The 25,666-nt window shown below is 72.6% G+C and carries 22 protein-coding genes; 15 read left to right on the top strand and 7 right to left on the bottom strand.

What is annotated here, in order from left to right; all coding sequences use genetic code 11:
• Positions 1 to 370 precede the first annotated feature (370 nt).
• The 4 genes from trpB to lgt all read left to right on the top strand — a co-directional run bounded on the left by trpB (position 371) and on the right by lgt (position 4,940).
• The gene (trpB, locus tag CFW40_RS08445; RefSeq protein ID WP_088797200.1) at positions 371 to 1,657 is read left to right on the top strand and encodes a tryptophan synthase subunit beta; all 1,287 of its coding nucleotides are present in this window, start codon (positions 371 to 373) and stop codon (positions 1,655 to 1,657) included.
• Entirely contained in the window at positions 1,654 to 2,472 is an 819-nt protein-coding gene (trpA, locus tag CFW40_RS08440) for a tryptophan synthase subunit alpha (RefSeq protein ID WP_088797199.1), read from the top strand. The genes trpB and trpA overlap by 4 nt, the downstream gene beginning before the upstream one ends.
• Positions 2,473 to 2,594: 122 nt before the next feature.
• A complete protein-coding gene (locus tag CFW40_RS08435) occupies positions 2,595 to 3,560 on the top strand; it encodes a thioredoxin domain-containing protein (RefSeq protein ID WP_088797198.1) in 966 nt (321 codons plus the stop codon).
• Between the two features lie 270 nt (positions 3,561 to 3,830).
• Complete coding sequence (lgt, locus tag CFW40_RS08430; RefSeq protein WP_088797197.1) at positions 3,831 to 4,940, top strand: prolipoprotein diacylglyceryl transferase; 1,110 nt, start codon at positions 3,831 to 3,833, stop codon at positions 4,938 to 4,940.
• A 152-nt stretch (positions 4,941 to 5,092) separates the two neighbouring features.
• On the opposite strand, the gene CFW40_RS08425 is transcribed toward lgt, so the two are convergent.
• On the bottom strand, positions 5,093 to 6,322 hold the full coding sequence (locus CFW40_RS08425; protein ID WP_088797196.1) for a CaiB/BaiF CoA-transferase family protein: 1,230 nt from the start codon (positions 6,320 to 6,322) through the stop codon (positions 5,093 to 5,095).
• Positions 6,319 to 7,677: an ADP-ribosylglycohydrolase family protein gene (locus CFW40_RS08420; RefSeq protein WP_256331544.1), complete on the bottom strand. Its 1,359-nt coding sequence runs from the start codon at positions 7,675 to 7,677 to the stop codon at positions 6,319 to 6,321. Before CFW40_RS08420 ends, CFW40_RS08425 begins: the two co-directional genes overlap by 4 nt.
• Before the next feature lie 417 nt (positions 7,678 to 8,094).
• Between CFW40_RS08420 and CFW40_RS08415 the strand changes: the two genes are divergently transcribed.
• The 3 genes from CFW40_RS08415 to CFW40_RS08405 all read left to right on the top strand — a co-directional run bounded on the left by CFW40_RS08415 (position 8,095) and on the right by CFW40_RS08405 (position 15,182).
• A complete protein-coding gene (locus CFW40_RS08415; protein ID WP_088801976.1) occupies positions 8,095 to 8,826 on the top strand; it encodes a VIT1/CCC1 transporter family protein in 732 nt (243 codons plus the stop codon).
• Between the two features lie 289 nt (positions 8,827 to 9,115).
• The gene (gene gltB / locus CFW40_RS08410; RefSeq protein WP_088797195.1) at positions 9,116 to 13,729 is read left to right on the top strand and encodes a glutamate synthase large subunit; all 4,614 of its coding nucleotides are present in this window, start codon (positions 9,116 to 9,118) and stop codon (positions 13,727 to 13,729) included.
• Positions 13,722 to 15,182, top strand: coding sequence for a glutamate synthase subunit beta (locus CFW40_RS08405; protein WP_088797194.1), 1,461 nt, complete (start codon positions 13,722 to 13,724; stop codon positions 15,180 to 15,182). Before gltB ends, CFW40_RS08405 begins: the two co-directional genes overlap by 8 nt.
• Before the next feature lie 133 nt (positions 15,183 to 15,315).
• Here the strand turns inward: CFW40_RS08405 and CFW40_RS08400 are convergent, their stop codons facing one another.
• Positions 15,316 to 15,891: a hypothetical protein gene (locus tag CFW40_RS08400; protein ID WP_088797193.1), complete on the bottom strand. Its 576-nt coding sequence runs from the start codon at positions 15,889 to 15,891 to the stop codon at positions 15,316 to 15,318.
• Positions 15,892 to 15,958: 67 nt separating this feature from the next.
• Here CFW40_RS08400 and CFW40_RS08395 point away from each other — a divergent pair, with 67 nt between their 5' ends.
• Positions 15,959 to 16,756: a winged helix-turn-helix domain-containing protein gene (locus CFW40_RS08395; RefSeq protein ID WP_088801975.1), complete on the top strand. Its 798-nt coding sequence runs from the start codon at positions 15,959 to 15,961 to the stop codon at positions 16,754 to 16,756.
• On the opposite strand, the gene CFW40_RS08390 is transcribed toward CFW40_RS08395, so the two are convergent.
• A complete protein-coding gene (locus CFW40_RS08390; protein ID WP_256338898.1) occupies positions 16,734 to 17,240 on the bottom strand; it encodes a MarR family winged helix-turn-helix transcriptional regulator in 507 nt (168 codons plus the stop codon). The genes CFW40_RS08395 and CFW40_RS08390 overlap by 23 nt on opposite strands.
• Positions 17,241 to 17,382: 142 nt before the next feature.
• Between CFW40_RS08390 and CFW40_RS08385 the strand changes: the two genes are divergently transcribed.
• Entirely contained in the window at positions 17,383 to 18,105 is a 723-nt protein-coding gene (locus CFW40_RS08385) for an SDR family NAD(P)-dependent oxidoreductase (RefSeq protein ID WP_088797192.1), read from the top strand.
• A gap of 61 nt (positions 18,106 to 18,166) precedes the next feature.
• Here the strand turns inward: CFW40_RS08385 and CFW40_RS08380 are convergent, their stop codons facing one another.
• On the bottom strand, positions 18,167 to 18,658 hold the full coding sequence (locus CFW40_RS08380) for a PPOX class F420-dependent oxidoreductase (protein WP_088797191.1): 492 nt from the start codon (positions 18,656 to 18,658) through the stop codon (positions 18,167 to 18,169).
• Between the two features lie 76 nt (positions 18,659 to 18,734).
• Positions 18,735 to 19,223, bottom strand: coding sequence for a hypothetical protein (locus CFW40_RS08375; RefSeq protein ID WP_088797190.1), 489 nt, complete (start codon positions 19,221 to 19,223; stop codon positions 18,735 to 18,737).
• 230 nt (positions 19,224 to 19,453) lie between these two features.
• Here CFW40_RS08375 and CFW40_RS08370 point away from each other — a divergent pair, with 230 nt between their 5' ends.
• Positions 19,454 to 20,188 (top strand): MBL fold metallo-hydrolase, encoded by a 735-nt coding sequence (locus CFW40_RS08370; protein ID WP_088797189.1) that lies wholly within the window; start codon positions 19,454 to 19,456, stop codon positions 20,186 to 20,188.
• A gap of 139 nt (positions 20,189 to 20,327) precedes the next feature.
• Positions 20,328 to 21,023, top strand: coding sequence for an alpha/beta fold hydrolase (locus CFW40_RS08365; RefSeq protein ID WP_088797188.1), 696 nt, complete (start codon positions 20,328 to 20,330; stop codon positions 21,021 to 21,023).
• 106 nt (positions 21,024 to 21,129) lie between these two features.
• On the opposite strand, the gene CFW40_RS08360 is transcribed toward CFW40_RS08365, so the two are convergent.
• Positions 21,130 to 22,026 (bottom strand): hypothetical protein, encoded by an 897-nt coding sequence (locus CFW40_RS08360; protein ID WP_088797187.1) that lies wholly within the window; start codon positions 22,024 to 22,026, stop codon positions 21,130 to 21,132.
• A gap of 266 nt (positions 22,027 to 22,292) precedes the next feature.
• On the opposite strand from CFW40_RS08360, the gene CFW40_RS08355 reads away from it, so the two are divergent.
• From CFW40_RS08355 to CFW40_RS08345, 4 genes are all read left to right on the top strand, one after another.
• A complete protein-coding gene (locus CFW40_RS08355; RefSeq protein WP_088797186.1) occupies positions 22,293 to 23,102 on the top strand; it encodes a trypsin-like serine protease in 810 nt (269 codons plus the stop codon).
• 234 nt (positions 23,103 to 23,336) lie between these two features.
• Positions 23,337 to 23,513, top strand: coding sequence for a hypothetical protein (locus CFW40_RS37000; protein WP_176956551.1), 177 nt, complete (start codon positions 23,337 to 23,339; stop codon positions 23,511 to 23,513).
• Positions 23,514 to 23,710: 197 nt separating this feature from the next.
• Entirely contained in the window at positions 23,711 to 24,394 is a 684-nt protein-coding gene (locus CFW40_RS08350; protein WP_088797185.1) for a response regulator transcription factor, read from the top strand.
• Between the two features lie 122 nt (positions 24,395 to 24,516).
• Positions 24,517 to 25,638, top strand: coding sequence for a sensor histidine kinase (locus CFW40_RS08345; protein WP_256331812.1), 1,122 nt, complete (start codon positions 24,517 to 24,519; stop codon positions 25,636 to 25,638).
• The last annotated feature ends 28 nt before the right edge of the window (positions 25,639 to 25,666 follow it).

Raw genomic sequence — 25,666 nt, 5'->3', positions numbered from 1 at the left:
TCGTCTGACCGCTTGCTCCCCCCCACCCCCGAACCCACCCCCGCCCCCTCCCCCGAAGGGGGAGAGGGGGGAGGGGGCGGGGGAACGCCGCGGCCGGGTTCCACGGGTCTGCGGCTGGGTTCCACGGCCGGGTCTCACGACCCTCGACCGGCGCCCCACGGGCCTGCCGGCCGGACCCCACGGGAGACCGTCACCGTGGGGAGTTGCGCCGTCCGCTCCGGCCACGGGTTCCACGACCGGGTCTCACCGCGACCGGTTCCAGGTTCCGCGACCAGCCCCCACGACGCCGTCTGCCCGAATCCCGAATCCCGAATATCTCCGACACAACCGGACCTCCGGGGCAGCCCGCCCCGGCCGAGGAGTGCGTCTGATGTCCTCCGATTTCTTCCTTCCCGACCCCGAGGGGCGCGTCCCCAGCGCCGAAGGCTATTTCGGCGCCTTCGGCGGCAAGTTCATCCCCGAGGCGCTGGTCGCCGCGGTCGACGAGGTCGCCGCCGAGTACGAGAAGGCCAAGGCGGACCCCGCGTTCGCCGCCGAGCTCAACGACCTGATGGTCAACTACACCGGGCGTCCCAGCGCGCTCACCGAGGTGCCGCGCTTCGCCGAACACGCCGGCGGGGCCCGGGTGTTCCTCAAGCGCGAGGACCTCAACCACACCGGCTCGCACAAGATCAACAACGTGCTGGGCCAGGCGCTGCTCACCAAGCGGATGGGCAAGACCCGGGTCATCGCCGAGACCGGCGCCGGCCAGCACGGTGTCGCCACCGCCACCGCCTGCGCCCTCTTCGGTCTCGAATGCACCATCTACATGGGCGAGATCGACACCCAGCGGCAGGCCCTCAACGTCGCCCGGATGCGGATGCTCGGTGCCGAGGTCATCGCCGTGAAGTCCGGCAGCCGCACCCTCAAGGACGCCATCAACGAGGCCTTCCGCGACTGGGTGGCCAACGTCGACCACACCCACTACCTGTTCGGGACCGTCGCGGGACCGCACCCCTTCCCGGCGATGGTGCGCGACTTCCACCGCGTCATCGGCGTCGAGGCGCGCCGCCAGATCCTGGAGCGCGCGGGCCGCCTGCCGGACGCGGCCGTCGCCTGCGTCGGCGGCGGCTCCAACGCCATCGGCCTCTTCCACGCCTTCCTCCCGGACGCCGGCGTACGGCTCGTCGGCTGCGAGCCGGCCGGTCACGGCATCGAGACCGGCGAGCACGCGGCGACCCTGAGCGCCGGTGAACCGGGCATCCTGCACGGCTCCCGGAGCTACGTCCTCCAGGACGAGGAGGGCCAGATCACCGAGCCGTACTCCATCTCGGCCGGCCTCGACTACCCGGGCATCGGGCCCGAGCACGCCTACCTCAAGGACAGCGGCCGCGGTGAGTACCGTGCCGTCACCGACGACGCCGCGATGCAGGCGCTGCGCCTGCTCTCGCAGACCGAGGGCATCATCCCGGCCATCGAGAGCGCCCACGCGCTGGCCGGCGCCCTGGACCTCGGCAAGGAGCTCGGTACGGACGGCCTGATCGTCGTCAACCTGTCCGGGCGCGGCGACAAGGACATGGACACCGCCGCCCGCTACTTCGACCTGTACGACACGGACGCCGCCGTCGAGGCGGACAACGCCGCCGCCGACGCGGAGATCGAGGGGGACGTCAAGTGAGCGGGAACATCAAGCTGTTGAGCGATACCCTCGCCGCCGCCAAGGCAGAGGGCCGCTCCGCCCTCATCGCCTACCTGCCGGCCGGGTTCCCGACCGTCGACGGCGGCATCGAGGCGGCCAAGGCCGTCTTCGACGGCGGCGCGGACGTCGTGGAGGTCGGGCTGCCGCACAGCGACCCGGTCCTGGACGGCCCCGTCATCCAGACCGCCGACGACATCGCGCTGCGCGGCGGCGTGAAGATCGCGGACGTGATGCGGACGGTGCGCGAGGCACACGAGGCCACCGGCAAGCCCGTCCTCGTCATGACCTACTGGAACCCGATCGACCGCTACGGCATCGAGCGGTTCACCGCCGAGCTCGCCGAGGCGGGCGGCGCCGGCTGCATCCTGCCCGACCTGCCGGTCCAGGAGTCCGCGACCTGGCGGGAGCACGCCGACAAGCACGGCCTCGCCACCGTCTTCGTCGTCGCTCCCAGCAGCAAGGACGCGCGACTGGCCGAGATCACGGCCGCGGGTTCCGGCTTCGTCTACGCCGCCTCGCTGATGGGCGTCACGGGCACCCGTGAGTCGGTGGGCGCGCAGGCGCAGGACCTCGTACGGCGCACCAAGGCGACCACCGCCCTGCCGGTCTGCGTCGGCCTGGGCGTCTCCAACCCCGAACAGGCCGCCGAGGTGGCCCGGTTCGCGGACGGTGTGATCGTCGGCTCGGCGTTCGTCAAGCGGCTGCTGGCGGCGGACGGCGATCTGGCGGAGGGTCTCGCCGGGATCCGCGCCCTGGCGGCCGAGCTGGCCGAGGGCGTGCGACAGCGGGCCTAGGGGGCGCGCCGCCGGTCCCCCAGGGACGGGAGGACCGGCGCGCTGTCCCTCGATAGGGCGAACATCGGTGCGGAGGGGTGCGGCGGCACCCCTCCGCTTCGTTGTCCAGGGGCGTGAACCACGTGAACCAGAAGAACCATGAGGGTAAGAGAACCGCCCGCGAGCGGCTGCAGGAACAGCGGGAAAAGGAGAAGGCGCGCGCCCGGCGCGGCCGGCAGGCCATCGCCGCCGGAGCGGTGGCGGTGGCGCTGGTGGTCGCCGGCGGCATCGCCCTCTGGGTGACCTCGGCCGGCAGCGGCAAGAGCGGTTCCGGCAACGAAACCGCCCGCCCGAGGCAGGTCGGCGGCGGCAGCAGCCCCGCCATCCCCGTCGGCGCTGCCCACGCCCCCTCCACACTCACGGTGTGGGAGGACTTCCGCTGCCCCGCCTGCCAGCAGTTCGAGACCGGCTTCCGCCCGGCCATCCACGAGTTGCAGGACTCAGGCCAGCTCAAGAACGAGTACCACCTCGTGACGATCATCGACGGGAACGCCGGCGGCAAGGGGTCCCTCAACGCCGCCAACGCCGCCCTCTGCGCCCAGGACGCGGGGAAGTTCCGCGAGTACCACGACGTCCTCTACTCCCACCAGCCGCCCGAGGAGGAGGACAAGTTCTCCGACAAGCAGTACGTCCTCCAACTCGCCGGCAAGGTCAAGGGACTGGTGACCCCCGCCTTCACCCGGTGCGTCAACGACGGCAGGTACGACCGCTTCGTGCAGAAGTCCACCGACGCCTTCGCCAAGTCCGGATTCCGCGGCACCCCGACCGTCCTGCTCAACGGAAAGGACCTCTCGAAGGAGAAGGGCGGCCGCGTCACCCCCGCGGACCTGAAGAAGATGGTGCAGGACGCGAACAAGGGCAAGCAGCCGGGGAAAAGCGCCTCGCCGCACGCCGGGGCTTCGCCCCACTCCGGCGCCTCGCCGCACCCGACCACCTCGACCCGGGGGAAACAGGCCCACCGGAGCACCCCGCCCCGGGGAGAACACGCCGCCCGGAGCGCTTCGCCCCAGGGGAAGCAGCACGGCATGAGCGCCACGCCGGGGACCTAGGGGACTCGGGGCCCTGGGGGACCGGCGGCTCAGGGGACCGGCGGACCAGGGGACCGGCGGACCAGGGGACTTCGCCGGGGTCCTGGGGGGACTCGGGGGAAGCCCCCTTACGGTCCTGGCAGTCCTGGCGGTCCCGACGGGCTCCGCCACGGGGGCGCCGCGGTCCTCTCCCGGACACACAGTGTCATCGCACGACAACGGGGTCGTTACGCAGCCGTTGCCGGGCGGGTTGTCGCCGACCCGGCCCGGCGCGGTAGCGTCGACCTTGCCATGGACCTCGCATTCATTCCCAGCCCGTCGGTCGGCGTCGTGCATCTCGGCCCGATCCCGCTGCGCGGCTACGCATTCTGCATCATCATCGGCGTCTTCGTCGGCGTCTGGCTCGGCAACAAGCGCTGGGTACAGCGCGGTGGCCGCTCCGGCACCGTCGCCGACATCGCCGTGTGGGCCGTGCCCTTCGGGCTGGTCGGCGGCCGCCTCTACCACGTCATCACGACGTACGAGCCGTACTTCGGCCCGAACGGCCACCCGCTCGACGCCTTCAAGGTGTGGGAGGGCGGCCTCGGCATCTGGGGCGCGGTCGCGCTCGGTGCCGTGGGCGCCTGGATCGGCTGCCGCCGGCGGGGCATTCCGCTGCCCGCGTACGCCGACGCACTGGCGCCCGGTCTGGCCATCGGGCAGGCGATCGGCCGCTGGGGCAACTGGTTCAACCAGGAGCTGTACGGCAAGCCGACCGATGTCCCGTGGGCGCTGCAGATCAGCTCCGACCCGGCGATCGGACGGATCGGCGGCACCTACCACCCGACCTTCCTCTACGAGAGCCTGTGGTGCCTCGGCGTGGCAGCGCTGGTGATCTGGGCCGACAAGCGCTTCCGGCTCGGCCACGGGCGGGCCTTCGCGCTGTACGTCGCCGCCTACTGCACCGGACGCGCCTGGATCGAGTACATGCGGGTCGACGAGGCGCACCACATCCTGGGCCTGCGGCTCAACGTCTGGACCGCGCTGATCGTCTTCGTTCTGGCCGTCGCCTACCTGGTGATCTCCGCCAAGAAGGCACCCGGCCGGGAAGCGGTCGTCGAACCGGGGGCGCAGCTCGCCGAGGGTGAGGGCGCGGACGAGGGCGGCGAAGGCGCCAAGGACGCCAAGGACGCGGACGGAGCCAAGGGCGCTGAGAGCGTCAACGACGACGCCGGTGCCACCGCCGATGCTGACGCGACGAAGCCCGGCGCCGACGAGAAGCCCGCGGAGTCGGAGAAGTCCGCGGAGCCCGCGGAGTCGGCGAAGGACGAGCCCGCGGACGCGAAGGCCGAGGACGCGGCCAACGCCCCCGCGGCGGACGCCGCCAAGACCGCCGGCAGCGGCAGCACCAAGAAGTCCTGAGGCGGCCACCGACCACCGGCCGCGCCGGGCGGACCCGACACGTCGGGTACGCCCGGCGCTGTGCTGTCCCGGGGCGTTGCCGCGCCGTCAGCGCGGTTTTGCCCGTCCGGCTCCCGCACCCGCCGGGCCCCCGCCGGCCGGGGGAGCCGCCGTCACAGCACACCCGCCGCGCGCAGCGCGTCGATCTCGGGACCGGTCAGGCCGATCCCGGTGAGCACTTCGTCCGTGTCCGCGCCGTGCGGGCGCCCCGCCCACCGGATGGCGCCCGGCGTTGCGGAGAGCCGGAAGAGGACGTTCTGCATCCGGACCGTGCCGAGTTCGTCGTCCGGGACCTCGGTGATCGTTCCCAGCGCCTGGTACTGCGGATCCGCCATCACCTCGCGGATGTCGTAGACGGGCGCCACCGCCGCTTCGGCCTTCTCGAAGGCGGCCAGCACCTCGGCCCGGTTGTGCCGGGCGATCCAGTCGGCGACCGCCGTATCGAGCTCGTCGGCGTGCCGGGCACGCCCCTCGCCGGTCGCGAACCAGGGCTCGTCGATCACCTCGGGCCGGCCGACCAGCCGCATCACCCGCGCGGCGACCGACTCGGCCGACGTGGAGACCGCCACCCAGGAGCCGTCGGCGGTGCGGTAGGTGTTGCGCGGCGCGACATTGGGGGAGCGGTTGCCGGTCCGCGGCTGGAGGTGACCGAGCTGGTCGTACCAGAGCGGCTGGGCGCCGAGGACGGTCAGCATCGGTTCGATCAGCGCCAGGTCGATGACCTGGCCGCGCCCGGTCGCCGTCCGTGCGTGCAGCGCGGCCATCACGGCGTACGACGTGGTCAGCGCGGCGATCGCGTCGGCGAGGCCGAACGGCGGCAGGGTCGGCGGGCCGTCCGGCTCACCGGTGATCGCGGCGAAGCCGCTCATCGCCTCGGCCAGGGTGCCGAACCCGGGGCGGCGGGCGTACGGGCCGAACTGCCCGAAGCCGGTGACCCGGGCGAGCACCAGCCCCGGACGGCGTGCGGACAACTCGTTCCAGCCCAGCCCCCAGCGCTCCAGGGTCCCGGGCCGGAAGTTCTCGATGACGACGTCGGCGCCGGCGGCCAGCCGCAGCAGGACCTCCCGGCCGTCCGGGTGGGAGAGATCGAGCGTGACGGTCTTCTTGTTGCGGCCCAGCAGCTTCCACCACAGCCCGATGCCGTCCTTGGCGGGCCCGTGGCCGCGTGACGGGTCGGGGCGGTGCGGATGCTCGACCTTGATCACCTCGGCGCCGTAGTCCCCCAGCAGGGTGGCGGCGAGCGGACCGGCGAACAGCGTGGCGAGATCGAGCACGCGCAGCCCGGCGAGCGGCCCGGGGGAGGGAGCCGCACCATCGGGCCGGGCGCCGGCCGTGGCCGTCACCGTCCGCCCGCCTCCGTCATCGCCGGGATGGCCGAGATCGCGGTGAAGGCCTGCTCGTGGGTGCGGGCGCGCGCCCGGTCACGGGTGAAGATCTCGCGGGCGACGGTGGCCAGCGCGGCCCCGGGCGCCTGCAGATCGAGACGGCTGGCGCGGGCGACCTCCTCGCTCCACTCGGCCGGTACCGCCGCCGCGCCGCGCAGCGCGCCGACGAGCGCGCCGCACATCGTGGCGATCGAGTCGCAGTCGCGGCCGTAGTTGACCGCGCCGAGGACCGTGGCCCGGAAGTCGCCGCCACCGGTCAGCAACATGCCCAGGGCGATGGGAAGTTCCTCGACGGCGTGCAGCCGGGAGGGGCGCCGGGCGCCGAGCGACGGGTTGCGGTAGTCCGGGCCCACCGTGTCGAAGGGGGCGACGGCCGCCCGCAGCGGTGCCGTCGCCGACGCGGTGTCGGTGAGCGACGACGCGGCCTCGCAGACCGCCTCGATCGCGGCCCGGGTGCCGTCCTTGGCCAGCCGCAGCGCCTGGACGACGACCGAGGACGGGGTGGCGTCCGGCAGGAACGCGGCGGCCACCGCCGCGGCGAACACCCCCGCCGCCTCCCGTCCGTAGGAGGCCTGGTGCGCACCGGCGATGTCCAGCGCCTCGGCGTACGCCCGGTCCGGGTTGCCGGCGTTGACGATGCCGACCGGAGCCATGTACATCGCCGCACCACAGTTGACGATGTTGCCGACGCCCGCCTCGCGGGGGTCCGCGTGCCCGTAGTGCAGCCGCGCCACGATCCACTTCTCGGCGAGGAAGATCCGCTGCAGTGGCAGCGCCTCGGTCTCCAGTTCCGGGATCCAGCGCGGGGTGCCGATCAGGTCCGGGACGAGGTGGTCGGCGATGTCATAGGCGTCGAGGTGGTCGCGCACCGTTTCGTAGACCCGCACCAGCGCATGCGTCATCAAGGTGTCGTCGGTGACGTGGCCGTCGCCCTTGTGGTACGGCGTGAGCGGGCGGGCGGTGCGCCAGTTGTCGTGGAACGGTCCGACGATGCCCTCGACCCGGCCGCCGTGCCGCTTGACGATCTCCTCCGGCGACCAGCCCTGCACGGGCCCGCCGAGCGCATCGCCGACGGCGGCGCCGACCAGGCATCCGGCCGCCCGGTCCTCCAGGGACGGCGGGGCGGAGACGGCGGGCGGCACCGGCCCCGCGGGCGACGGCTCGGCGACCGGGGGGACCGCGCGGGCCGGGAGGGTCCGGACGGCCCCCGCTTCGGAGGCGTCCGGTGCGTCCGGCGCATCCGGCGCCTCCGGGGCCGCGGCCGGCATCGCCTCCGGCGCCGCGGCCGGTGTCTGCTCGCTTGCGTACGTCATCTGCGGGGGAGTCCTTCCACGGTGGGGGAGGGGAGGCGGCCGGCGGGGCGGTGGGGACGGCATCGGGGAGGGCCGGCGGGGCGGCCGTCCCGGTGGCTTGGGGCCGCCGGGACAGCTTCGGACTGCTGCGCTGTATCCGTGCCACGCGGCGGCCCGGCTCTCCTGCCCCGGGCGGCAGGGTCACCCGGTCGACTCCCCCGGACGGCGCCCGGCACCGGACCGCCCGAGGGCCCGAAAACGGGGTGTGACCCGGATCTCATCGCCGACCTCGGGGAAAAACCGCAGGTCAGCGCGGTAAGTTCGGCCTTCCTTGCTAGCGGCGGAGGGTGCTGCGCGCCTAACTTCGAGGTGTTGGAGGGGGAAGCGCCGCCATCGGCCCACACCTCGCTGCAGGGAGTAGGTACCGATATGTCCGTCATGGAGATCATGGATGCCGCGGCGCCGACGCATGTGGCCCACCGCGACAATCACACCCACCGCGATGTGAACGGCGGCTGGCTGCGCCCCGCCGTCTTCGGCGCGATGGACGGGCTGGTCTCGAACCTCGCCCTGATGACGGGCGTCGCCGGCGGTGCGCTTTCGCAGCAGACGATCATCATCACCGGCCTGGCGGGGCTGGCCGCCGGTGCCTTCTCGATGGCCGCGGGGGAGTACACCTCGGTCGCCTCGCAGCGTGAGCTGGTGCAGGCCGAGCTGGACATCGAGCGGTCCGAGCTGCGCAAGCACCCGAAGGACGAGCTGGAGGAGCTGGCGGCGCTCTACGAGTCCCGCGGGGTCGAGTCGGCGCTCGCCCGGCAGGTCGCGGCCCAGCTGTCCCGGGACCCGGAGCAGGCCCTGGAGATCCACGCCCGCGAGGAGCTGGGGATCGACCCGTCCGACCTTCCTTCGCCCACCGTCGCCGCGGTCTCCTCCTTCGGATCGTTTGCGCTGGGCGCGCTGCTGCCTGTCCTTCCCTATCTGCTGGGGGCGTCCGCGATCTGGCCCGCGGTGCTGCTCGCGCTGGTCGGGCTCTTCGCCTGCGGCGCCGTCGTGGCGCGGGTGACGGCCCGCTCCTGGTGGTTCAGCGGTCTGCGGCAGCTGGCCCTCGGCGGCGCGGCCGCGGGTGTGACGTACGCCCTGGGAGCATTGTTCGGAACCGTCGTAGGCTGACGTGTCATACGGGTGACTGCATAATTACCGCGTTACCCAGCGGTTTCGGTTTGTTGACGACCGGGCATAAGGCCCAGGCGTCGCGGGCAACGTCGCTCGCCGAACGCCGCCTTGTGGGACGGCCTGGATCCCGGCCGTGCACTGACTCACCGCCCGTGCGGTGTCCGCATGTTGGAAGCCCCTTTTCGCTTTTTGAGAAGGGAGTCATCCTGTAACCTGCACGAAATTTCGCGGAGGGCCAACGTCGTCCCTCGGCAACGCCTATGCCACGACGACGTTGGGAGAGCCGATGCGTTTCGCGTCCACGCACTCCGCGACCACCAGCAGCGCCAGCGCCGCCGCCTGGTCGCCCATGGACGGCCGCCCTGCCCAGCAGGGCATGTACGACCCGCGCAACGAGCACGACGCCTGTGGCGTCGGCTTTGTGGCCACCCTCACCGGCGAGGCCAGCCACGCACTGGTCGAGCAGGCACTCACCGTCCTGACGAATCTGGAGCACCGCGGTGCCACCGGCTCCGAGCCCGACTCGGGTGACGGCGCCGGCATCCTGCTCCAGGTGCCGGACGCGTTCCTTCGCGAGAACGTCACCTTCGAGCTCCCCGAGGCCGGCGCCTACGCCGTCGGCATCGCCTTCCTGCCGTCCGATGCCCAGGAGGCGGCCGACGCCGTCTCGCGCATCGAGACGATCGCCGGCGAAGAGGGCCTGGACGTCATCGGCTGGCGGGTGGTCCCGGTCGCCCCGCAGCTGCTCGGCAACGGCGCCCGCGCCACCATGCCGGCCTTCTCCCAGATCTTCGTGAGCGACGGGGTGAACACCGGCCTGGCGCTGGACCGCAAGGCCTTCGCGCTGCGCAAGCGCGCCGAGCGCGAGGCCGGGGTCTACTTCCCCTCGCTGTCCGCCCGGACGATCGTCTACAAGGGCATGCTGACCACCGGCCAGCTGGAGCCCTTCTTCCCGGACCTGTCCGACCGCCGCTTCGCCACCGCCGTCGCGCTGGTCCACTCGCGGTTCTCCACCAACACCTTCCCGAGCTGGCCGCTCGCCCACCCGTACCGCTTCGTCGCGCACAACGGCGAGATCAACACGGTCAAGGGCAACCGCAACTGGATGCGCGCCCGTGAGTCGCAGCTGGCCACGAAGCTCTTCGGCGAGGAGAACGCCGAGAATCTGGAGCGGCTGTTCCCGGTCTGCACCCCGGACGCCTCCGACTCCGCCTCCTTCGACGAGGTCCTGGAACTGCTCCACCTCGGCGGCCGCTCGCTGCCGCACTCGGTGCTGATGATGGTCCCCGAGGCGTGGGAGAACTCCCCCTCCATGGACCCGGCCCGGCGCGCCTTCTACCAGTACCACTCCACGATGATGGAGCCCTGGGACGGCCCGGCCTGCGTCACCTTCACCGACGGCACCCAGGTCGGCGCGGTCCTCGACCGCAACGGTCTGCGCCCCGGCCGCTACTGGGTCACCGACGACGGCCTGGTCGTGCTCTCCTCCGAGGTCGGCGTCCTGGACATCGACCCCGCGAAGGTGGTCCGCAAGGGCCGTCTGCAGCCCGGCCGGATGTTCCTCGTGGACACCGCCGAGGGCCGCATCATCGAGGACGACGAGATCAAGGCGCAGCTCGCCGCCGAGCACCCCTACCAGGAGTGGCTGGACTCCGGCCTGATCGAGCTCGCCGACCTGCCCGAGCGTGAGCACATCGTGCACACCCACGCCTCGGTCACCCGCCGCCAGCAGACCTTCGGCTACACCGAGGAAGAGCTGCGCGTCATCCTCGCCCCGATGGCCAAGGCCGGCGCCGAGCCCATCGGCTCGATGGGCACCGACTCGCCGATCGCCGCGCTCTCCGAGCGCCCCCGGCTGCTCTTCGACTACTTCACCCAGCTCTTCGCGCAGGTCACCAACCCGCCGCTGGACGCCATCCGCGAGGAGCTGGTCACCTCGCTGATCTCCTCGCTCGGCCCCCAGGGCAACCTCCTGGAGCCGAACGCGGCCTCCTGCCGCAGCGTGACCCTGCCCTTCCCGGTCATCGACAACGACGAGCTGGCCAAGCTCGTCCACATCAACGCCGACGGCGACATGCCCGGCATGAAGGCCGTGACCCTCTCCGGCCTCTACCGGGTCTCCGGCGGCGGCGAGTCGCTGGCCGCCCGGATCGAGGAGATCTGCGCCGAGGCCGACGCCGCCATCGACGACGGCGCCCGGCTGATCGTGCTCTCCGACCGGCACTCCGACGCCGAGCACGCGCCGATCCCGTCGCTGCTGCTCACCGCCGCGGTCCACCACCACCTCATCGGCACCAAGGAGCGCACCCAGGTCGGTCTGCTCGTCGAGGCCGGCGATGTGCGCGAGGTGCACCACGTCGCGCTGCTCATCGGCTTCGGTGCCGCGGCCGTCAACCCGTACCTGGCCATGGAGTCGGTCGAGGACCTGGTCCGCGCCGGCACCTTCCTGCCGGGCGTCGAGGCCGAAACCGCCATCAAGAACCTGATCAAGGCGCTCGGCAAGGGCGTCCTGAAGGTCATGTCCAAGATGGGCATCTCCACCGTGGCCTCCTACCGGGGCGCGCAGGTCTTCGAGGCCGTCGGTCTGGACGAGGAGTTCGTCGCCAAGTACTTCCACGGCACCGCGACCAAGATCGGCGGCGCCGGTCTGGACGTCATCGCCAAGGAGGTCGCGGCGCGGCACGCCAAGGCCTACCCGGCCTCCGGCATCGCCGCCACGCACCGCGCGCTGGAGATCGGCGGCGAGTACCAGTGGCGCCGCGAGGGCGAGCCGCACCTCTTCGACCCGGACACCGTCTTCCGGCTCCAGCACTCCACCCGCTCGCGTCGCTACGACATCTTCAAGCAGTACACGGACCGGGTGAACGAGCAGTCCGAGCGGCTGATGACGCTGCGCGGCCTGTTCTCCTTCGCCTCCGAGCGCCCCTCGATCCCGATCGAGGAGGTCGAGCCCGCGTCCGAGATCGTCAAGCGCTTCTCCACCGGCGCCATGTCGTACGGCTCCATCTCCCAGGAGGCGCACGAGACGCTGGCCATCGCCATGAACCAGCTGGGCGGCAAGTCCAACACCGGTGAGGGCGGCGAGGACCCGGAGCGCCTTTACGACCCGGCGCGCCGCTCCTCCATCAAGCAGGTCGCCTCCGGCCGCTTCGGTGTGACGTCCGAGTACCTGGTCAACTCCGACGACATCCAGATCAAGATGGCCCAGGGCGCCAAGCCCGGCGAGGGCGGCCAGCTGCCCGGCCACAAGGTCTACCCGTGGGTCGCCAAGACCCGGCACTCCACCCCGGGCGTCGGCCTGATCTCCCCGCCGCCGCACCACGACATCTACTCCATCGAGGACCTGGCTCAGCTGATCCACGACCTCAAGAACGCCAACCCGCAGGCCCGCATCCACGTGAAGCTGGTCTCCGAGGTCGGCGTCGGCACGGTCGCCGCGGGTGTCTCCAAGGCGCACGCGGACGTGGTCCTGATCTCCGGCCACGACGGCGGTACGGGCGCCTCGCCGCTCACCTCGCTCAAGCACGCGGGCGGCCCCTGGGAGCTGGGCCTGGCCGAGACCCAGCAGACCCTGCTGCTCAACGGCCTGCGCGACCGCATCGTGGTGCAGACCGACGGCCAGCTCAAGACCGGCCGCGACGTCGTCATCGCCGCCCTGCTGGGCGCCGAGGAGTACGGCTTCGCGACCGCACCCCTGGTCGTCTCCGGCTGCGTCATGATGCGCGTGTGCCACCTGGACACCTGCCCGGTCGGCATCGCCACCCAGAACCCGACGCTGCGCGAGCGGTTCAACGGGAAGGCCGAGTACGTCGTCAACTTCTTCCAGTTCATCGCCGAGGAGGTCCGCGAGATCCTCGCCGAGCTGGGCTTCCGCAGCCTGGACGAGGCCATCGGCCACGCCGAGCTGCTGAACACCTCCCGCGCCGTGAACCACTGGAAGGCGCAGGGCCTGGACCTGGCCCCGCTGCTGCACGTCCCCGAGCTGGCCGAGGGCGCGGTGCGCCACCAGGTCATCGAGCAGGACCACGGCCTGGAGAAGGCGCTCGACAACGAGCTGATCAAGCTCGCCGCCGACGCGCTGTCCGCGGACACCGCCGAGGAGGCCCAGCCGGTCCGGGCGCAGATCGCGATCCGGAACATCAACCGGACCGTCGGCACCATGCTCGGCCACGAGGTCACCAAGAAGTTCGGTGGCGCGGGCCTGCCCGACGACACCATCGACATCACCTTCACCGGCTCGGCCGGCCAGTCCTTCGGCGCGTTCCTGCCGCGCGGCATCACGCTGCGCCTGGAGGGCGACGCCAACGACTACGTCGGCAAGGGCCTGTCCGGCGGCCGGGTCGTGGTCCGCCCGGACCGCGGCGCCGACCACCTGGCGGAGTACTCCACCATCGCCGGCAACACCCTCGCCTACGGCGCCACCGGCGGCGAGCTGTACCTGCGCGGCCGGGTCGGCGAGCGCTTCTGCGTCCGCAACTCCGGTGCCACGGTGGTCTCCGAGGGCGTCGGCGACCACGGCTGCGAGTACATGACCGGCGGCAACGCGGTCGTCCTGGGCGAGACGGGCCGCAACTTCGCGGCCGGTATGTCCGGCGGCTTCGCCTACGTCATCGACCTCGACCCGGCCAACGTCAACAAGGAGCTCGTCGACGCGGTGAACCCGCTGGACGACGCCGACAAGCAGTGGCTGCACGACGTCGTGCAGCGCCACCAGGAGGAGACCGGCTCGACCGTCGCCGCCAAGCTCCTCGCCGACTGGGATGCCGCGGCCGCACGCTTCAGCAAGGTCATCCCGCCCACCTACCAGGCAGTGCTCGTCGCCAAGGACGCCGCTGAGCAGGCCGGACTCTCCGAGTCCGAGACCCACGAGAAGATGATGGAGGCGGCGACCAATGGCTGACCCCAAGGGCTTCCTGAACCACGAGCGCGAGGTCGCCAAGACCCGCCCCGTCGAGGAGCGCGTCAAGGACTGGAACGAGGTCTACCAGCCCGGCTCCCTGCTGCCGATCATCAGCAAGCAGGCGTCGCGCTGCATGGACTGCGGCATCCCGTTCTGCCACAACGGCTGCCCGCTCGGAAACCTCATCCCCGAGTGGAACGACTACGCCTACCGCGAGGACTGGACCGAGGCCAGCGAGCGGCTGCACGCGACCAACAACTTCCCGGAGTTCACCGGTCGCCTCTGCCCCGCGCCCTGTGAGGCCGCCTGTGTGCTGGGCATCAACCAGCCGCCGGTGACCATCAAGAACGTCGAGGTCTCCATCATCGACAAGGCGTGGGACAACGGGGACGTCACCCCGCAGCCGCCCGAGCGCCTGTCCGGCAAGACCGTCGCCGTCATCGGCTCCGGCCCCGCGGGCCTGGCCGCCGCCCAGCAGCTGACCCGGGCCGGCCACACCGTCGCCGTCTACGAGCGCGCGGACCGTATCGGCGGTCTTCTCCGCTACGGCATCCCCGAGTTCAAGATGGAGAAGCGCCACATCAACCGCCGCATCGAGCAGATGCGCACGGAGGGCACCAAGTTCCGCACCGAGGTGGAGATCGGCCGGGACCTCGACGCGAAGAAGCTGCGCAAGCGCTACGACGCCGTGGTCATCGCCGCCGGCTCCACCACCTCCCGCGATCTGCCGGTGCCCGGCCGCGAGCTGAACGGCATCCACTTCGCGATGGAGTACCTGCCGCTCGCCAACAAGGTGCAGGAGGGCGACCTGACCGTCGCCCCGATCAGCGCCGAGGGCAAGCACGTGGTCGTCATCGGCGGCGGCGACACCGGCGCGGACTGCGTCGGCACCGCCCACCGCCAGGGCGCGGCCTCGGTCACCCAGCTGGAGATCATGGGCAAGCCGGGCGACGAGCGGAACGCCAACCAGCCCTGGCCGACCTTCCCGATGCTCTACAAGGTCACCTCCGCGCACGAGGAGGGCGGCGACCGGATCTACTCCGTGTCCACCACCCACTTCGAGGGCGACGAGGACGGCAACGTCCAGTGGCTGCACCTGACCGAGGTGGAGTTCAAGGACGGCCGCCCGGAGCCGAAGCCCGGCACCGAGCGGAAGATCCCGGCCCAGCTGGTCACCCTCGCCATGGGCTTCACCGGCACCGACAAGGAGAACGGCCTGGTCGAGCAGTTCGGCCTGGAGCTCGACGAGCGCGGCAACATCGCCCGCGACGCGGACTTCGCCACCAACGTCCCCGGTGTGTACGTCGCCGGTGACGCCGGCCGCGGCCAGTCGCTGATCGTGTGGGCCATCGCCGAGGGCCGTTCCGCGGCCAAGGGCGTGGACCGCTTCCTGACCGGAGCCAGCGCCCTGCCGGCTCCCATCAAGCCGACGGATCGCGCACTGACCGTGTGATCCGTCCCCCGATGTCCCGTACAACGTCGTGCGGAACAAACCGCGGCGCCTGTCCCCCTCCCCCGACCGGGAGGGCAGGCGCCGCGGGCCTGTGCGGGCACACCCGGTGCCCGGACCCGGTACCCCGGGCGTCCTAAGCGCCACCGCTCCCGGCCGGAAAGCGCCGCTCCCACTGCTGCGCCATCTCCCGCGCGGGCGCCGGCACGGCCTGCGGCGGGGGAGTGCCCGACGGCCGGAAGTCGTGCACCGGCGGATGCCACGCCGCCGGCCCGGTCCCCGGACCGCTCAGCGGCACCATCCACCGCGGATCGGCATGCACCCGCAGCACCTGCGCCTCGATCTGCGTCCACGCCCCGTCGGTGACCGTCCGCTCCCCGAGCCGGCGGGCCTCCAACTGCACCGGGCAGTGCGCCAGTCGGGGCGGCCGCACCAATTCGGACGGCTCCGCCCACGGCGCATCCGCGGCGCAGGGCATGCTGCCCGGCGTCCCCTCCTCGGCCCCCGCTCCGTCCGGCGGCAGATTGAAGACCACGTCCGGGCGCACCGCGAGATTCCGCGCGGTCCGGCCGCGGGCCGGCAGCCAGACGCTGACGACCGGCCCGAGCTCCCACCGGATGCGCAGCTCGACCAGCACAAATGTCCCGTCGTCGTTCTCCGTGGACAGCAGCGCCGGGGCGACCGAACTGCTCTTCTCCAGCGCGACTTTCATGGCCTTGAGGATAGAAGCCGGTTGATTCGGTGCTCACCGAAATGTTATCAGAGGTTACTCTGTGTACATGAAACGATGGGACGCCGATCAGGAAAGCCTCGCGGAGACCCCCGATCTGGCCGCCCTTGCGGCGCTGCTCGCGGACCGCACCCGTGCCGCCATCTGCATGGCCCTGCTCGACGGCGGCGCCTGGACCGCCGGTGAACTGGCCGCATACGCCGCGGTGGCACCCTCCACCACCACCGAACACCTCAACCTCCTGGTCGCCGGGGGCCTGCTCGCCGAGGAACGGCGGGGGCGGCGCCGCTACGTACGCCTGGCCGGACCGGAGGCCGCGGAGACCCTGGAGAACCTGGCCGGCCTCGCCCCCTACCGCCGGGTCCCGGTCCGCTCCCTGGCCGAGGCCAACCACCGCAGGGCCCTGCACCACGCCCGGACGTGCTACGACCACATCGCCGGTGCGCTCGGCGTCGCCATCGTCGAGGCGATGACCGAACGCGGCCTGCTGGGGCGGGATCACGGCCCGGTGCTGACCGTGGACGGGGCCGGCTGGCTGACCGCCCTCGGCATCCCCGACGCCGGCCCCTCGGCGGCCCACCGGGCTCATGTCCGCACCTGCCTCGACTGGACGGTGCGCCGCCGGCATCTCTCCGGCGCGGTCGGCGCCGCCCTCTACCGGCACGCCCTGGAGCGCGGCTGGGTCGTCAAGGCCGTCGCCACCCGCATCCTGACCGTCACCGCGGCGGGCCGTACGGCCTTCCGTGCGCAGCTCGGACTGCCCGACGAGGCGCTGTTCCCCTCCCTCACCTTCGCCCCGCCCCCGCCCGGCGGCCCCGGGACGCTCAGCCCTCGCCGACCTGGCTGATCCGGTCGTCGCCGAGCTTGCGCTGGGTGTCCTGGAGCAGGATCCGCAGCAGCCCGGCGAGCTGCTTCTGCTGTGCGGGAGTCAGACCGTCGATCAACTCGGCCTCGCGGTGAAGCACTTGGCCGACCGTGGCCTCGACCTTCTCGTGGCCGGCCGGGGTCAGCTCGACCAGGACCGTGCGGGGGCGGCCCTCGCCGGGCCGCCGGGTGACCAGCCCCTCGCGCTCGGCGCGGGTCAGCCGCTGGGAGATCGCGCCCGCGGTGACCAGGGAGCGGCGGCTGAGTTCGCGGGTGGTCAGGGTGTACGGCGCGCCGCTGCGGCGCAGCACGCTGAGCAGGTCGAGGGTGGCCGGGTCCATCCCGGCGCCGGCCAGCACCCGGCGCCGGTCGTCGCCCAGCAGCTTCGCCAGCTGCCAGATCGGCGTCACGATGCCGATGGAGGAGACCGGGGTGCCGGGGCGCTCCCGCTCCCAGGCGGCGGCGATCTCCTCGACGGGGTACGGGGGGTGGGGGGCGCCGGGTGGCCGGAGCCGTACTTCGCCTCGGAGTCTCTTGCCACGGGCCCTCCTGCGGATGGTACGTTCAGCTCTAAATTTAGACCTGAACGTGATGGACGGAGCCCAGCATATGTCACGCACCATCCTGGTCACCGGCGGCGGCACCGGCATCGGACGCGCCGTCGCCCACCACTTCGCGGACGCCGGGGACGAGGTCATCGTCACCGGCCGGCGCCCCGGCCCGCTCGACGAAACGGCGGCCGGCCGCCCGGCCGTCCGCCCCCTGGTGTGCGACCACACCGACCCCGCGGCGCTCACCGCGCTGCTCGCCGAACTCCCCGAGCGGATCGACGTCCTGGTCAACAACGCCGGCGGCAACACCGACCTCGACGCGGACGACGCCACTGACCTGGCGGCCTATGCCCGCGCTTTCCGTGCCAACCTCGACGCCAACCTGCTCAGCGCCGCGCTGACCACCAGGGCGCTGGACGACCGGCTCGCGGCCGGCGGCGCGGTCGTGCACCTCGGATCGATCGCCGCCGACCACGGCAACGGCGCCTACGGAGCGGCCAAGGCCGGCCTCGCCTCCTGGAACATCGGGCTGTCCCGGACGCTCGGCCCCCGCGACATCACCGCCAACGTCGTCTCACCCGGCTATATCGCCGGCACCGACTTCTTCCGCGACCAGCTCACCGACGAGCGGCGCGACCACCTGGTGGCCGCCGCGGCGGTGGGCCGCGCAGGGTCTCCCGCCGACATCACCGGCACGGTGGCCTTCCTGGCCTCACCGGCGGCCCGGCACATCACCGGTCAGGTGCTGAACGTCAACGGCGGTACCCGCGGGACACGTTGAGGCCCCCGCCCAGGCCGCCCCGGCCCGCGCCGGCCCACGCGCCGGGCCGCGGCGGGACGGGCTACGCGTCGTCACCGTCCTCCGCGCCGTCCTCCGCGAGCCGGGCCGGGAAACCGCCGGTCGCCACCGGCCCCCAGCGCAGCGGGGTCACCCGGATCAGCGACTTGCCCTGGGTGCGCATCGCCTCCCGGTACTCGTCCCAGTCCGGGTGCTCCCCGGCGATGTTGCGGTAGTACTCGACAAGCGGCTCGACCGAATCCGGGGCGTCGATGACCTCGGCCTCGCCGTCGATCTGCACCCACGGGCCGTTCCATTCGTCGGACAGCACGATGACGCTGACCGACGAGACCCGGCGGACATTGCGGACCTTGGCGCGTTCCGGATACGTCGACATGACCAGCCGTCCGGAGTCGTCCACCCCGCAGGTCAGCGGCGAGCCCTGCGGGGTGCCGTCGCTGCGGCGGGTGAGCAGGATCGCGCGGTGCCGGGGGCGGACGAACTCCAGCAGTTCGGGCAGTTCGACACGGGTGTTGCGGGCGATGGAAGGGCTCATACGGGCGAGCCTAGGGGGTGGATGTGCGGAGTGCGCGCGAACCGCGGAGCGGGCGCGCGCACTCCGCACCCGCCCGTCAGCCCTTGACGAGCTGCTTGCCGGTCGCCGCGTCCACGACCTTGCGGCCGTCCAGCGCACTCTTGAGGTGCACGGTCACCTTGTCGGTGGCCAGTTGCTCGGTGCACATCCCCTTGGCGCTCTTCCGCTTGCCCCAGCCGGTGATCACCACCAGGTCCTTCGACTCATGGCTGCGCGCGCCGAAGCGGACATCGCAGGCGCTGTGCCCGACGGTGACGGTGATCTCCCGTGCACTTGTCTTCGCCGGGCGCTCCGCCTTCACCAGCGGCAGCAGCGCCTGCTGCCGGCCGTGCACGGGGGAGACCTTCGGCCAGTCCCGCACGATCTGATCCGCGCGCTGCTCGAACGCGTCCTGCTTCTTCGGCGGTGCCGCGGGGGTCACCTTCTGCTCGTTCTGGCCGCAGCCGGACAGCGTGACGGCGCCGGCCGCCGCCAGCGCGAGCACGGCGGTGAAGGTACGGGTGCGGGAGAGGTGGGATCCTCGCATGACATTGCCTCCTTGTGTCACGGATGGGACGTGCCAGGCGCAAGACAGGTTCCGGCCGCTTTCCGACGATGCCGCGGATGCCGCCGGGGCCGTGGATGCGGCCGATGCCGTGGATGCCGACGGCGCCGGGGAGACGCTTCTTCGCCGTCCGGTCGGCTCACGGTGAAACCCGGTCCGCCCACGGTGAAACAGCGGCGGCGGCGGACCGCCCGCCCGCTAGCGTCCGGGCCATGGACACCCTCACCGAGCTCACCCCCACCGTCTGGCAACTCCCGTTCCCCGTAGGGCACGTGTACCTCGTCGCCCTCCCCGACGACGGCTACGCGGTGGTCGACACCGGCGTCCCCGGCTCGGCCCCCGCCATCCTCGGCGCCCTCGCCCGGCTCGGCGGCCGGCCACAGCAGCTGCGGCAGATCGTGCTCACCCACTCCCACCTGGACCACATGGGCTCCGCCGCCGACCTGGCCGCCGCCACCGGCGCCCGCGTCCTGGCCGGCGCGCTGGACGCCCCGTACATCCGTGGCACCGCCCCCGAGCCCCCGCCGGTGCCCACCCCCGCGGAACGGTCCCTGCACGAAGGGATCATGGCGGGCCTGGCGGCCGCCGGTGTCCCGCCGCTGCGCCATACGGAGGTCGATACCGTCCTGCACGACGGGGACACCCTCGACGGCTGGGGCGAAGAGGTGCGGGTGCTGCACGTCCCCGGCCACACCCCCGGCGGGATCGCCCTGCACCTCCCCGCGAGCCGGGTGCTCTTCCCCGGCGACCTCATCGCCACCGACCCCGAGGGCCGCCGCGCGGTGCTCGGCCCCTTCAACGTCGCACGCGAGGAGGCCATCGCGTCCTTCCGGCGGCTCGCCGCCCTCGAAGACGTCGACACGGTCTGCGTACCGCACGGCGTACCCCTGCGCACCGGCGCCCGGGACGTACTGGCCGCGGCCACACCGGAGAAGGACTGGCTCTGAACGGTGCCCGCGCGGGGCGCGGCGCGTCCCCCACGCCTGCTGACCCGGGTAATCTCGCGCGGGTGTTCGCCGGACCGGCCAACCGGTTCGGGGAACACCAGCAGGCGGGCGAGCGCGGGATGCGAGGAGAGACACCGGCATGCAGTTGTACACGCACGAGTGGGGCACCGGCGAGCGGACCGCGGTGCTGGTCCACGGGCTGATGTCCGATCACCGCACCTGGCACCGCGTCGCTCCGGCACTCGCCGACCGGGGCTACCGCGTCATCGCCGTCGACCTGCGCGGCCACGGCCGCAGCCCGCGCGGCGACTACGCCCCCGAGCTGTACGCGGAAGACCTCGTGGAGACCCTGCCCGCCGGCCCCGAGGTCGTCATCGGACATTCACTGGGCGGCCTGGCACTGTCCCTGGCGGTGGAGCGGCTGCAGCCGCGACGGGCCGTCTACAGCGATCCAGCCTGGCAGTTCCCCAGGTTCCAGGAGCCCGTCGACCCCGCCCTGTTCGTCACCTTCAAGCGGGCCGACCGGGCGATGCTGCGCACCTTCAACCCGCGCTGGAACGACACCGACCTCGACATCGAACTGGCCACGATCGCGCAGTGGGACACCGCCACCGCCCTCGCCCTGTCCGCCGTGCACCGGCAGGACCATGTGCCCGAGAAGCCCGTCGTCCCGTCGCTGGTGCAGTTCGCCGGGGAGGGCTTCCTCTTCTCCGAGCAGGCGGCACACGAGCTGACCGGCCGCGGCTTCGAGGTCCGTACGGTGCCCGGCGTCGGACACACCATCCACCGTGACGACTTCGACGCTTTCATGGCGGGGCTGGAGGGGTGGGTCTGAAGACAGGCCCTGGGGGAGCACGCCCCGGGCGGCGGGTCCCGGAGGAACGCATCCAGGAGAAACGCGTCCCGGGGCGCCGAGCCCAGCGGAACCGGCCGCCGCTCCGTCACGTATCGCAGTCCAGCAGTGTCTTGCACAGCCCGCAGCGGGCCTGCAGCCGGCCTCGGACCGGGACCCGGATCCGCTGGTGGCAGGCGGGGCAGGGGAAGGACACCCGCAGGGGTGGCGGGCCCTCGAAGGCGTAGTCGCCGGTGGCGGGCGGGCGGCCGGTGCGCCGCGGATCCTGCGCTGCCCGGCGGTCCTTGGCGTAGCGCAGCCGGGCGGCCCAGCCGGCGGCGGCGAGCGGCGGCCGGCGGGCGTCCCGGCGGGCCCGCGCCGCGCCCGCCGTGTACGCGTCGTACGCCTGCGGGCTGGTGAACCACGGCGACGGGTCCTCGCCGAAGAAGTCGGCCCGCTGGGCCAGGACATACCCGAACTCCTCCGGCGTCAGGTAGCCGAGCTTCTGCGAGAACGGGCCGTGCTCGCGGTAGGCGTCCAGCAGCAGCCAGCCCGCGCCGAGGTACGCGGCCGCGGTGTCGGTGAGGATCTCGTTGTCCCGGGTGCCGGGGAACGACAGGTCCAGACGGTGCAGGAACAGGTGCGTCACCTCATGGGCCAGCGCGGCGCCGATGTCCTTGCGGTGCTTCCTGAAGCGGTCGTTGAGCTCGATGAAGTACTCGGGTCCCGCGGTGAGTTCGACAGCGGCGGCGTGTTCCATCTCCCGGAACGTGATGACCGTCCGCGCGTCCGGCAGATGCAGCTGCCGGAGCATGGCCCGGGCGACCCGCTGCGCCCCCAGGTGCAGATCCTCCGTCTCGTCGAAGGCCACGTCGACCGGCAGCACGCTGGTGGCGAAGGTGCTCACCGTGTCGTACGACAGGCGTTTGAACAGCGCGTGGACTGCCGCACGCACCGTGTCGAGATGAGGGTATCCGTGCTCGATCTCACTGCCGTCCGTGGTCACCCGGCCACTGTACGGGGGGCCGGGAAGGTCCGGTATGGGCCGTACGGGGCCTGTGGGGCACGCGAGTTGGCCGGATGCGCACTCTTGTCACCCCGATCGGCCACTCCACATAATCACAGGGCGCTTTACGGACTCATCCCCCACTGGGTCCGGTCGCCTTGCGGCGTGCGGCCGTCCTCCACACACCTTCTGCGGCGGCCACGTCCGGCTCCCGGTGTTGGCATGGGCTCGTCATCGACGTGCAACCCCCCACGAAAGGAAGCCCGTTGCGCAGCTACCGGAAGCCCCTCAGAAGATCCCTTGCCCTCGGCGCCGTCGCCCTGGCCGCCGTCAGCCTCCAGCCCGGCTCGGCCTCGGCCGCCCCCTCGGCCGCCCCGTCCGGCTCCGTCCACCATCAGGTCGTCGGCGGCACCAAGGCCGGTCAGGGTGAATTCCCGTTCATGGTCCGGCTGTCGATGGGCTGCGGCGGCGCCCTGTACGCCAAGGACATCGTGCTCACCGCCGCGCACTGCGTCGACGGCAGCGGCGACAACACCTCCATCACCGCCACCGCCGGGGTGGCCGACCTGGAGGACTCGCACGCCGTCAAGGTGAAGTCCACCAAGGTCCTGCAAGCCCCCGGCTACAACGGCAAGGGCAAGGACTGGGCGCTCATCAAGCTCGCCAAGCCGATCGACCAGCCCACGCTGAAGATCGCCGAGGACGGCAAGCTCAACAACGGCGACTTCACCATCGCCGGCTGGGGCGCCGACAAGGAAGGCGGCGACCAGCAGCGCTACCTCCTCAAAGCCACCGTGCCGTTCGTCGACGACGCCGCCTGCCAGAAGGCCTACGGCGACCAGCTGACGCCCGGCGACGAGATCTGCGCCGGCAAGCTGGACACCGGCGGCATCGACACCTGCCAGGGGGACTCCGGCGGCCCGATGTTCCGCAAGGACGACGCCGGGCAGTGGCTCCAGGTCGGCATCGTCTCCTGGGGCGAGGGCTGCGCCCGCCCCGGCAAGCCCGGTGTCTACAGCGAGGTGAGCACCTTCGCCGCGAACATCAAGAAGGCCGCGGGCGAACTGGGCGGCTGACCGCCTCGTCAGTGAGCCGCGCTCACGAAGGGCCCGGGGATCCGTGGTGGATCCCCGGGCCCTTCGCCGGGTCAGGAGTCCCCGGCCCCGGTCCGGGACCTTGGTCCCTTCGCGCCACGGCCCTTGGTCCGTCCGCCGCGGGACCAAACTCGTGCGCGCGGCCGGGCCTTGTGCCGTCAGGGATGACCGGACGGCCTATGGGCCGCCCCGTGACGGCTTCCTACCGTGAACGGTATGAGCACCGAGCCCCGCCCCCGACCCCCGGCACGCGACCGCGGCCACCGAGCGACGGTCCTCGCCGCGCTGCTCCTCGCCGCCTCCGCTGCGACCCTCGCCTATGTGCTGCTCGGCGGCCCGGACGAGCCCGTGAAGCTGCCGGCCGACGACCACCCGAACGCGGCCCAGGGCTGATCGCCAGGCCCCCGCCGCCGGTGCACCGGGCCGTCTCCGGCCGCGGCGCGGCGGCGGCCCGCACGCCGCCCCCGGGGAGAGGGAGACGGTTGACGCCGTCCGGAGGAAGACGGTCACGCCGCCGGGAGGAAGACGGCTACGCCGCCGGGGGAGACAGACACGGCCCCGCGACCCCGAGGGCGCCCAGGAGGAACGACATGCCGATCAGTGTGGTGATCGCGGACGACCACGAAGTGGTCCGGATGGGCTTCCGGACGGTTCTGGAGAGCCTGCCCGACATCGAGGTCGTCGCCGAGGCCACCGACGGCGAGGCCGCCCTCGCGGCCGTCGAACGGCTGCGCCCCGATGTGCTGCTGCTGGACATCCGGATGCCCGGGACCGACGGGCTGGAGGTCACCCGGCGGCTGACCGGGCGCGCAGCCGGCCGCCCCGAGGGCCGGCCCACCCCTGGGATCGTCATCGTCACCACCTTCGACCTGGACGAATATGTGCACGCCGCGCTGTACGGCGGCGCCTCGGGCTTCCTGCTCAAGGACGCCGGCCCCGCGCTGCTCGTGGAGGCCGTACGGGCCGCCGCCGTAGGCCACTTCGTGCTCTCGCCCTCGGTCGCCGCGCGGCTGCTGCGCGAGCTGTCCCCGGCCGGCGGCAAGGGGCGGGCGGCGGCCCGCGCCCCGTCCGAGCCGCTGACCGGACGCGAACGCGACGTCGTCCGCGCGCTGGCCGGCGGCCGGACCAACGCCGAGATCGCCGGCGCCCTGTATCTGTCGCTGTCCACGGTCAAGTCCCATCTGGCGAACGTGCAGATCAAACTGGACGCCCGCAACCGGGTCGAGATCGCCTTCTGGGCCTGGGAGAGCGGTCTGTCCTCCGGCGGCCCGTGAGCGAGCACGGCGAGCGCACCGGGACGCGGCCCGGGATACGGCGCCTCCCGGGCCGTGTCCCGGTGCGTGCCCGGTGGACCGCGCTCGGCAGCCGGCCGACACGGTGGGCGAAGACCCCTCCGCTGCAGGCCGTCGCAGCCCGGGCCGCCCTCGCGGTGGCGCTGCTGCTCCTCGTCGGGTTCGAGGCACTGGCGACGGCCCCGCAGCCCGCCCGGCCGCACCTGATCGTGGTGGCCGCCGGCCTCGTGGTCTGTCTGTGTGCGGTGCCCTCCGAACGGATCCCGCTGACCGGCCGTGGGTGGACCGCGGCCACGGTCTCCCTCACCGCGTCGGCAGCGCTGATCGCCGGGCAGCACGCACGGGAGGTGTGGGGCCTGGGCGAGAGCATCGCCCTGCTCGTCCTGCTCACCGCCGTGATCCGCCGGGCGCCCGGCCGCACCGCCGCCGTCCTCGGCCCGCTGCTGGGCCTGGCCTGTGTGTCCGCCCCGCTGCGGGACGTCCGGCCGGGGCTGTTCACCGTGGTCCCCGCCGTGCTCACCGTGGTCGTCGCCGCGTATTCGGCGATCCTGCGCCGGCAGGACGCCCGGCGGCTGCGCGATCTCGCCGCCGTGCGGGCCGCCGAGCGCCTGGAACTGGCGCGGGAGCTGCACGACCTGGTCGCCCACCATGTCACCGGCATCGTCGTCCAGGCCCGCGCCGCCCGCTTCACCGCTCTCGAAGGCCGGCCGGCCGGTGCCACCCTCGAACGGATCGAGGCATCCGGCAGCGAGGCGCTGGGCGCGATGCGCCGACTGGTGCGGGTTCTGCGCGAGGACGGGGCACACCCGCATCCGGTCGCCGGGCTCGCCGAGGTCCGGGCGCTGACCGAGGCGTTCGCCCGCACCGGCCCGCCGGTCGTCCTCTCCGTCGACACCGGCCTGGCACAGACGCTGCCGGACGATGTGGCCGCGGCGGTCTACCGCATCGTGCGCGAGGCGCTGACCAACGTCCGCAAGCACGCCGCGGACGCCACGGCGGTACGGATCGGCCTGCGGTCCGTACCCTTCGGGGCGGAGCTGCGCATCGCCAACGACGGCGGCCGCCCGGCCCGCCTCGGCGAACAGGCCCGCGGCGGCGGCTTCGGCCTGGCCGGCCTCACCGAACGGGCCGAGGCCATGGGCGGACGACTCCTCGCGGGCCCCGCGGCCGAGGGCGGCTGGGAACTCACCGCCGTACTGCCCCTGGACAGCGGGGCGACGGCCTGAGGCACCCCGGGGCGCACCGGCCGTACGG

The organism is Streptomyces sp. 2114.4, assembly GCF_900187385.1.
Classification (GTDB): domain Bacteria; phylum Actinomycetota; class Actinomycetes; order Streptomycetales; family Streptomycetaceae; genus Streptomyces; species Streptomyces mooreae.
Note: the sequence above shows the minus strand (reverse complement) of the source record. Positions and strands in the feature narration are given on the sequence as shown.

Excerpts from the sequence above, each read along its gene's own strand:
- trpB (WP_088797200.1), top strand. The coding sequence starts at position 371 with ATGTCCTCCGATTTCTTCCTTCCCGACCCCGAGGGGCGCGTCCCCAGC.
- lgt (WP_088797197.1), top strand. The coding sequence starts at position 3,831 with ATGGACCTCGCATTCATTCCCAGCCCGTCGGTCGGCGTCGTGCATCTC.
- CFW40_RS08420 (WP_256331544.1), bottom strand. The coding sequence starts at position 7,677 with ATGACGTACGCAAGCGAGCAGACACCGGCCGCGGCGCCGGAGGCGATG.
- CFW40_RS08415 (WP_088801976.1), top strand. The coding sequence starts at position 8,095 with ATGGAGATCATGGATGCCGCGGCGCCGACGCATGTGGCCCACCGCGAC.
- gltB (WP_088797195.1), top strand. The coding sequence starts at position 9,116 with ATGCGTTTCGCGTCCACGCACTCCGCGACCACCAGCAGCGCCAGCGCC.
- CFW40_RS08405 (WP_088797194.1), top strand. The coding sequence starts at position 13,722 with ATGGCTGACCCCAAGGGCTTCCTGAACCACGAGCGCGAGGTCGCCAAG.
- CFW40_RS08400 (WP_088797193.1), bottom strand. The coding sequence starts at position 15,891 with ATGAAAGTCGCGCTGGAGAAGAGCAGTTCGGTCGCCCCGGCGCTGCTG.
- CFW40_RS08395 (WP_088801975.1), top strand. The coding sequence starts at position 15,959 with ATGAAACGATGGGACGCCGATCAGGAAAGCCTCGCGGAGACCCCCGAT.
- CFW40_RS08385 (WP_088797192.1), top strand. The coding sequence starts at position 17,383 with ATGTCACGCACCATCCTGGTCACCGGCGGCGGCACCGGCATCGGACGC.
- CFW40_RS08380 (WP_088797191.1), bottom strand. The coding sequence starts at position 18,658 with ATGAGCCCTTCCATCGCCCGCAACACCCGTGTCGAACTGCCCGAACTG.
- CFW40_RS08375 (WP_088797190.1), bottom strand. The coding sequence starts at position 19,223 with ATGCGAGGATCCCACCTCTCCCGCACCCGTACCTTCACCGCCGTGCTC.
- CFW40_RS08370 (WP_088797189.1), top strand. The coding sequence starts at position 19,454 with ATGGACACCCTCACCGAGCTCACCCCCACCGTCTGGCAACTCCCGTTC.
- CFW40_RS08365 (WP_088797188.1), top strand. The coding sequence starts at position 20,328 with ATGCAGTTGTACACGCACGAGTGGGGCACCGGCGAGCGGACCGCGGTG.
- CFW40_RS37000 (WP_176956551.1), top strand. The coding sequence starts at position 23,337 with ATGAGCACCGAGCCCCGCCCCCGACCCCCGGCACGCGACCGCGGCCAC.
- CFW40_RS08350 (WP_088797185.1), top strand. The coding sequence starts at position 23,711 with ATGCCGATCAGTGTGGTGATCGCGGACGACCACGAAGTGGTCCGGATG.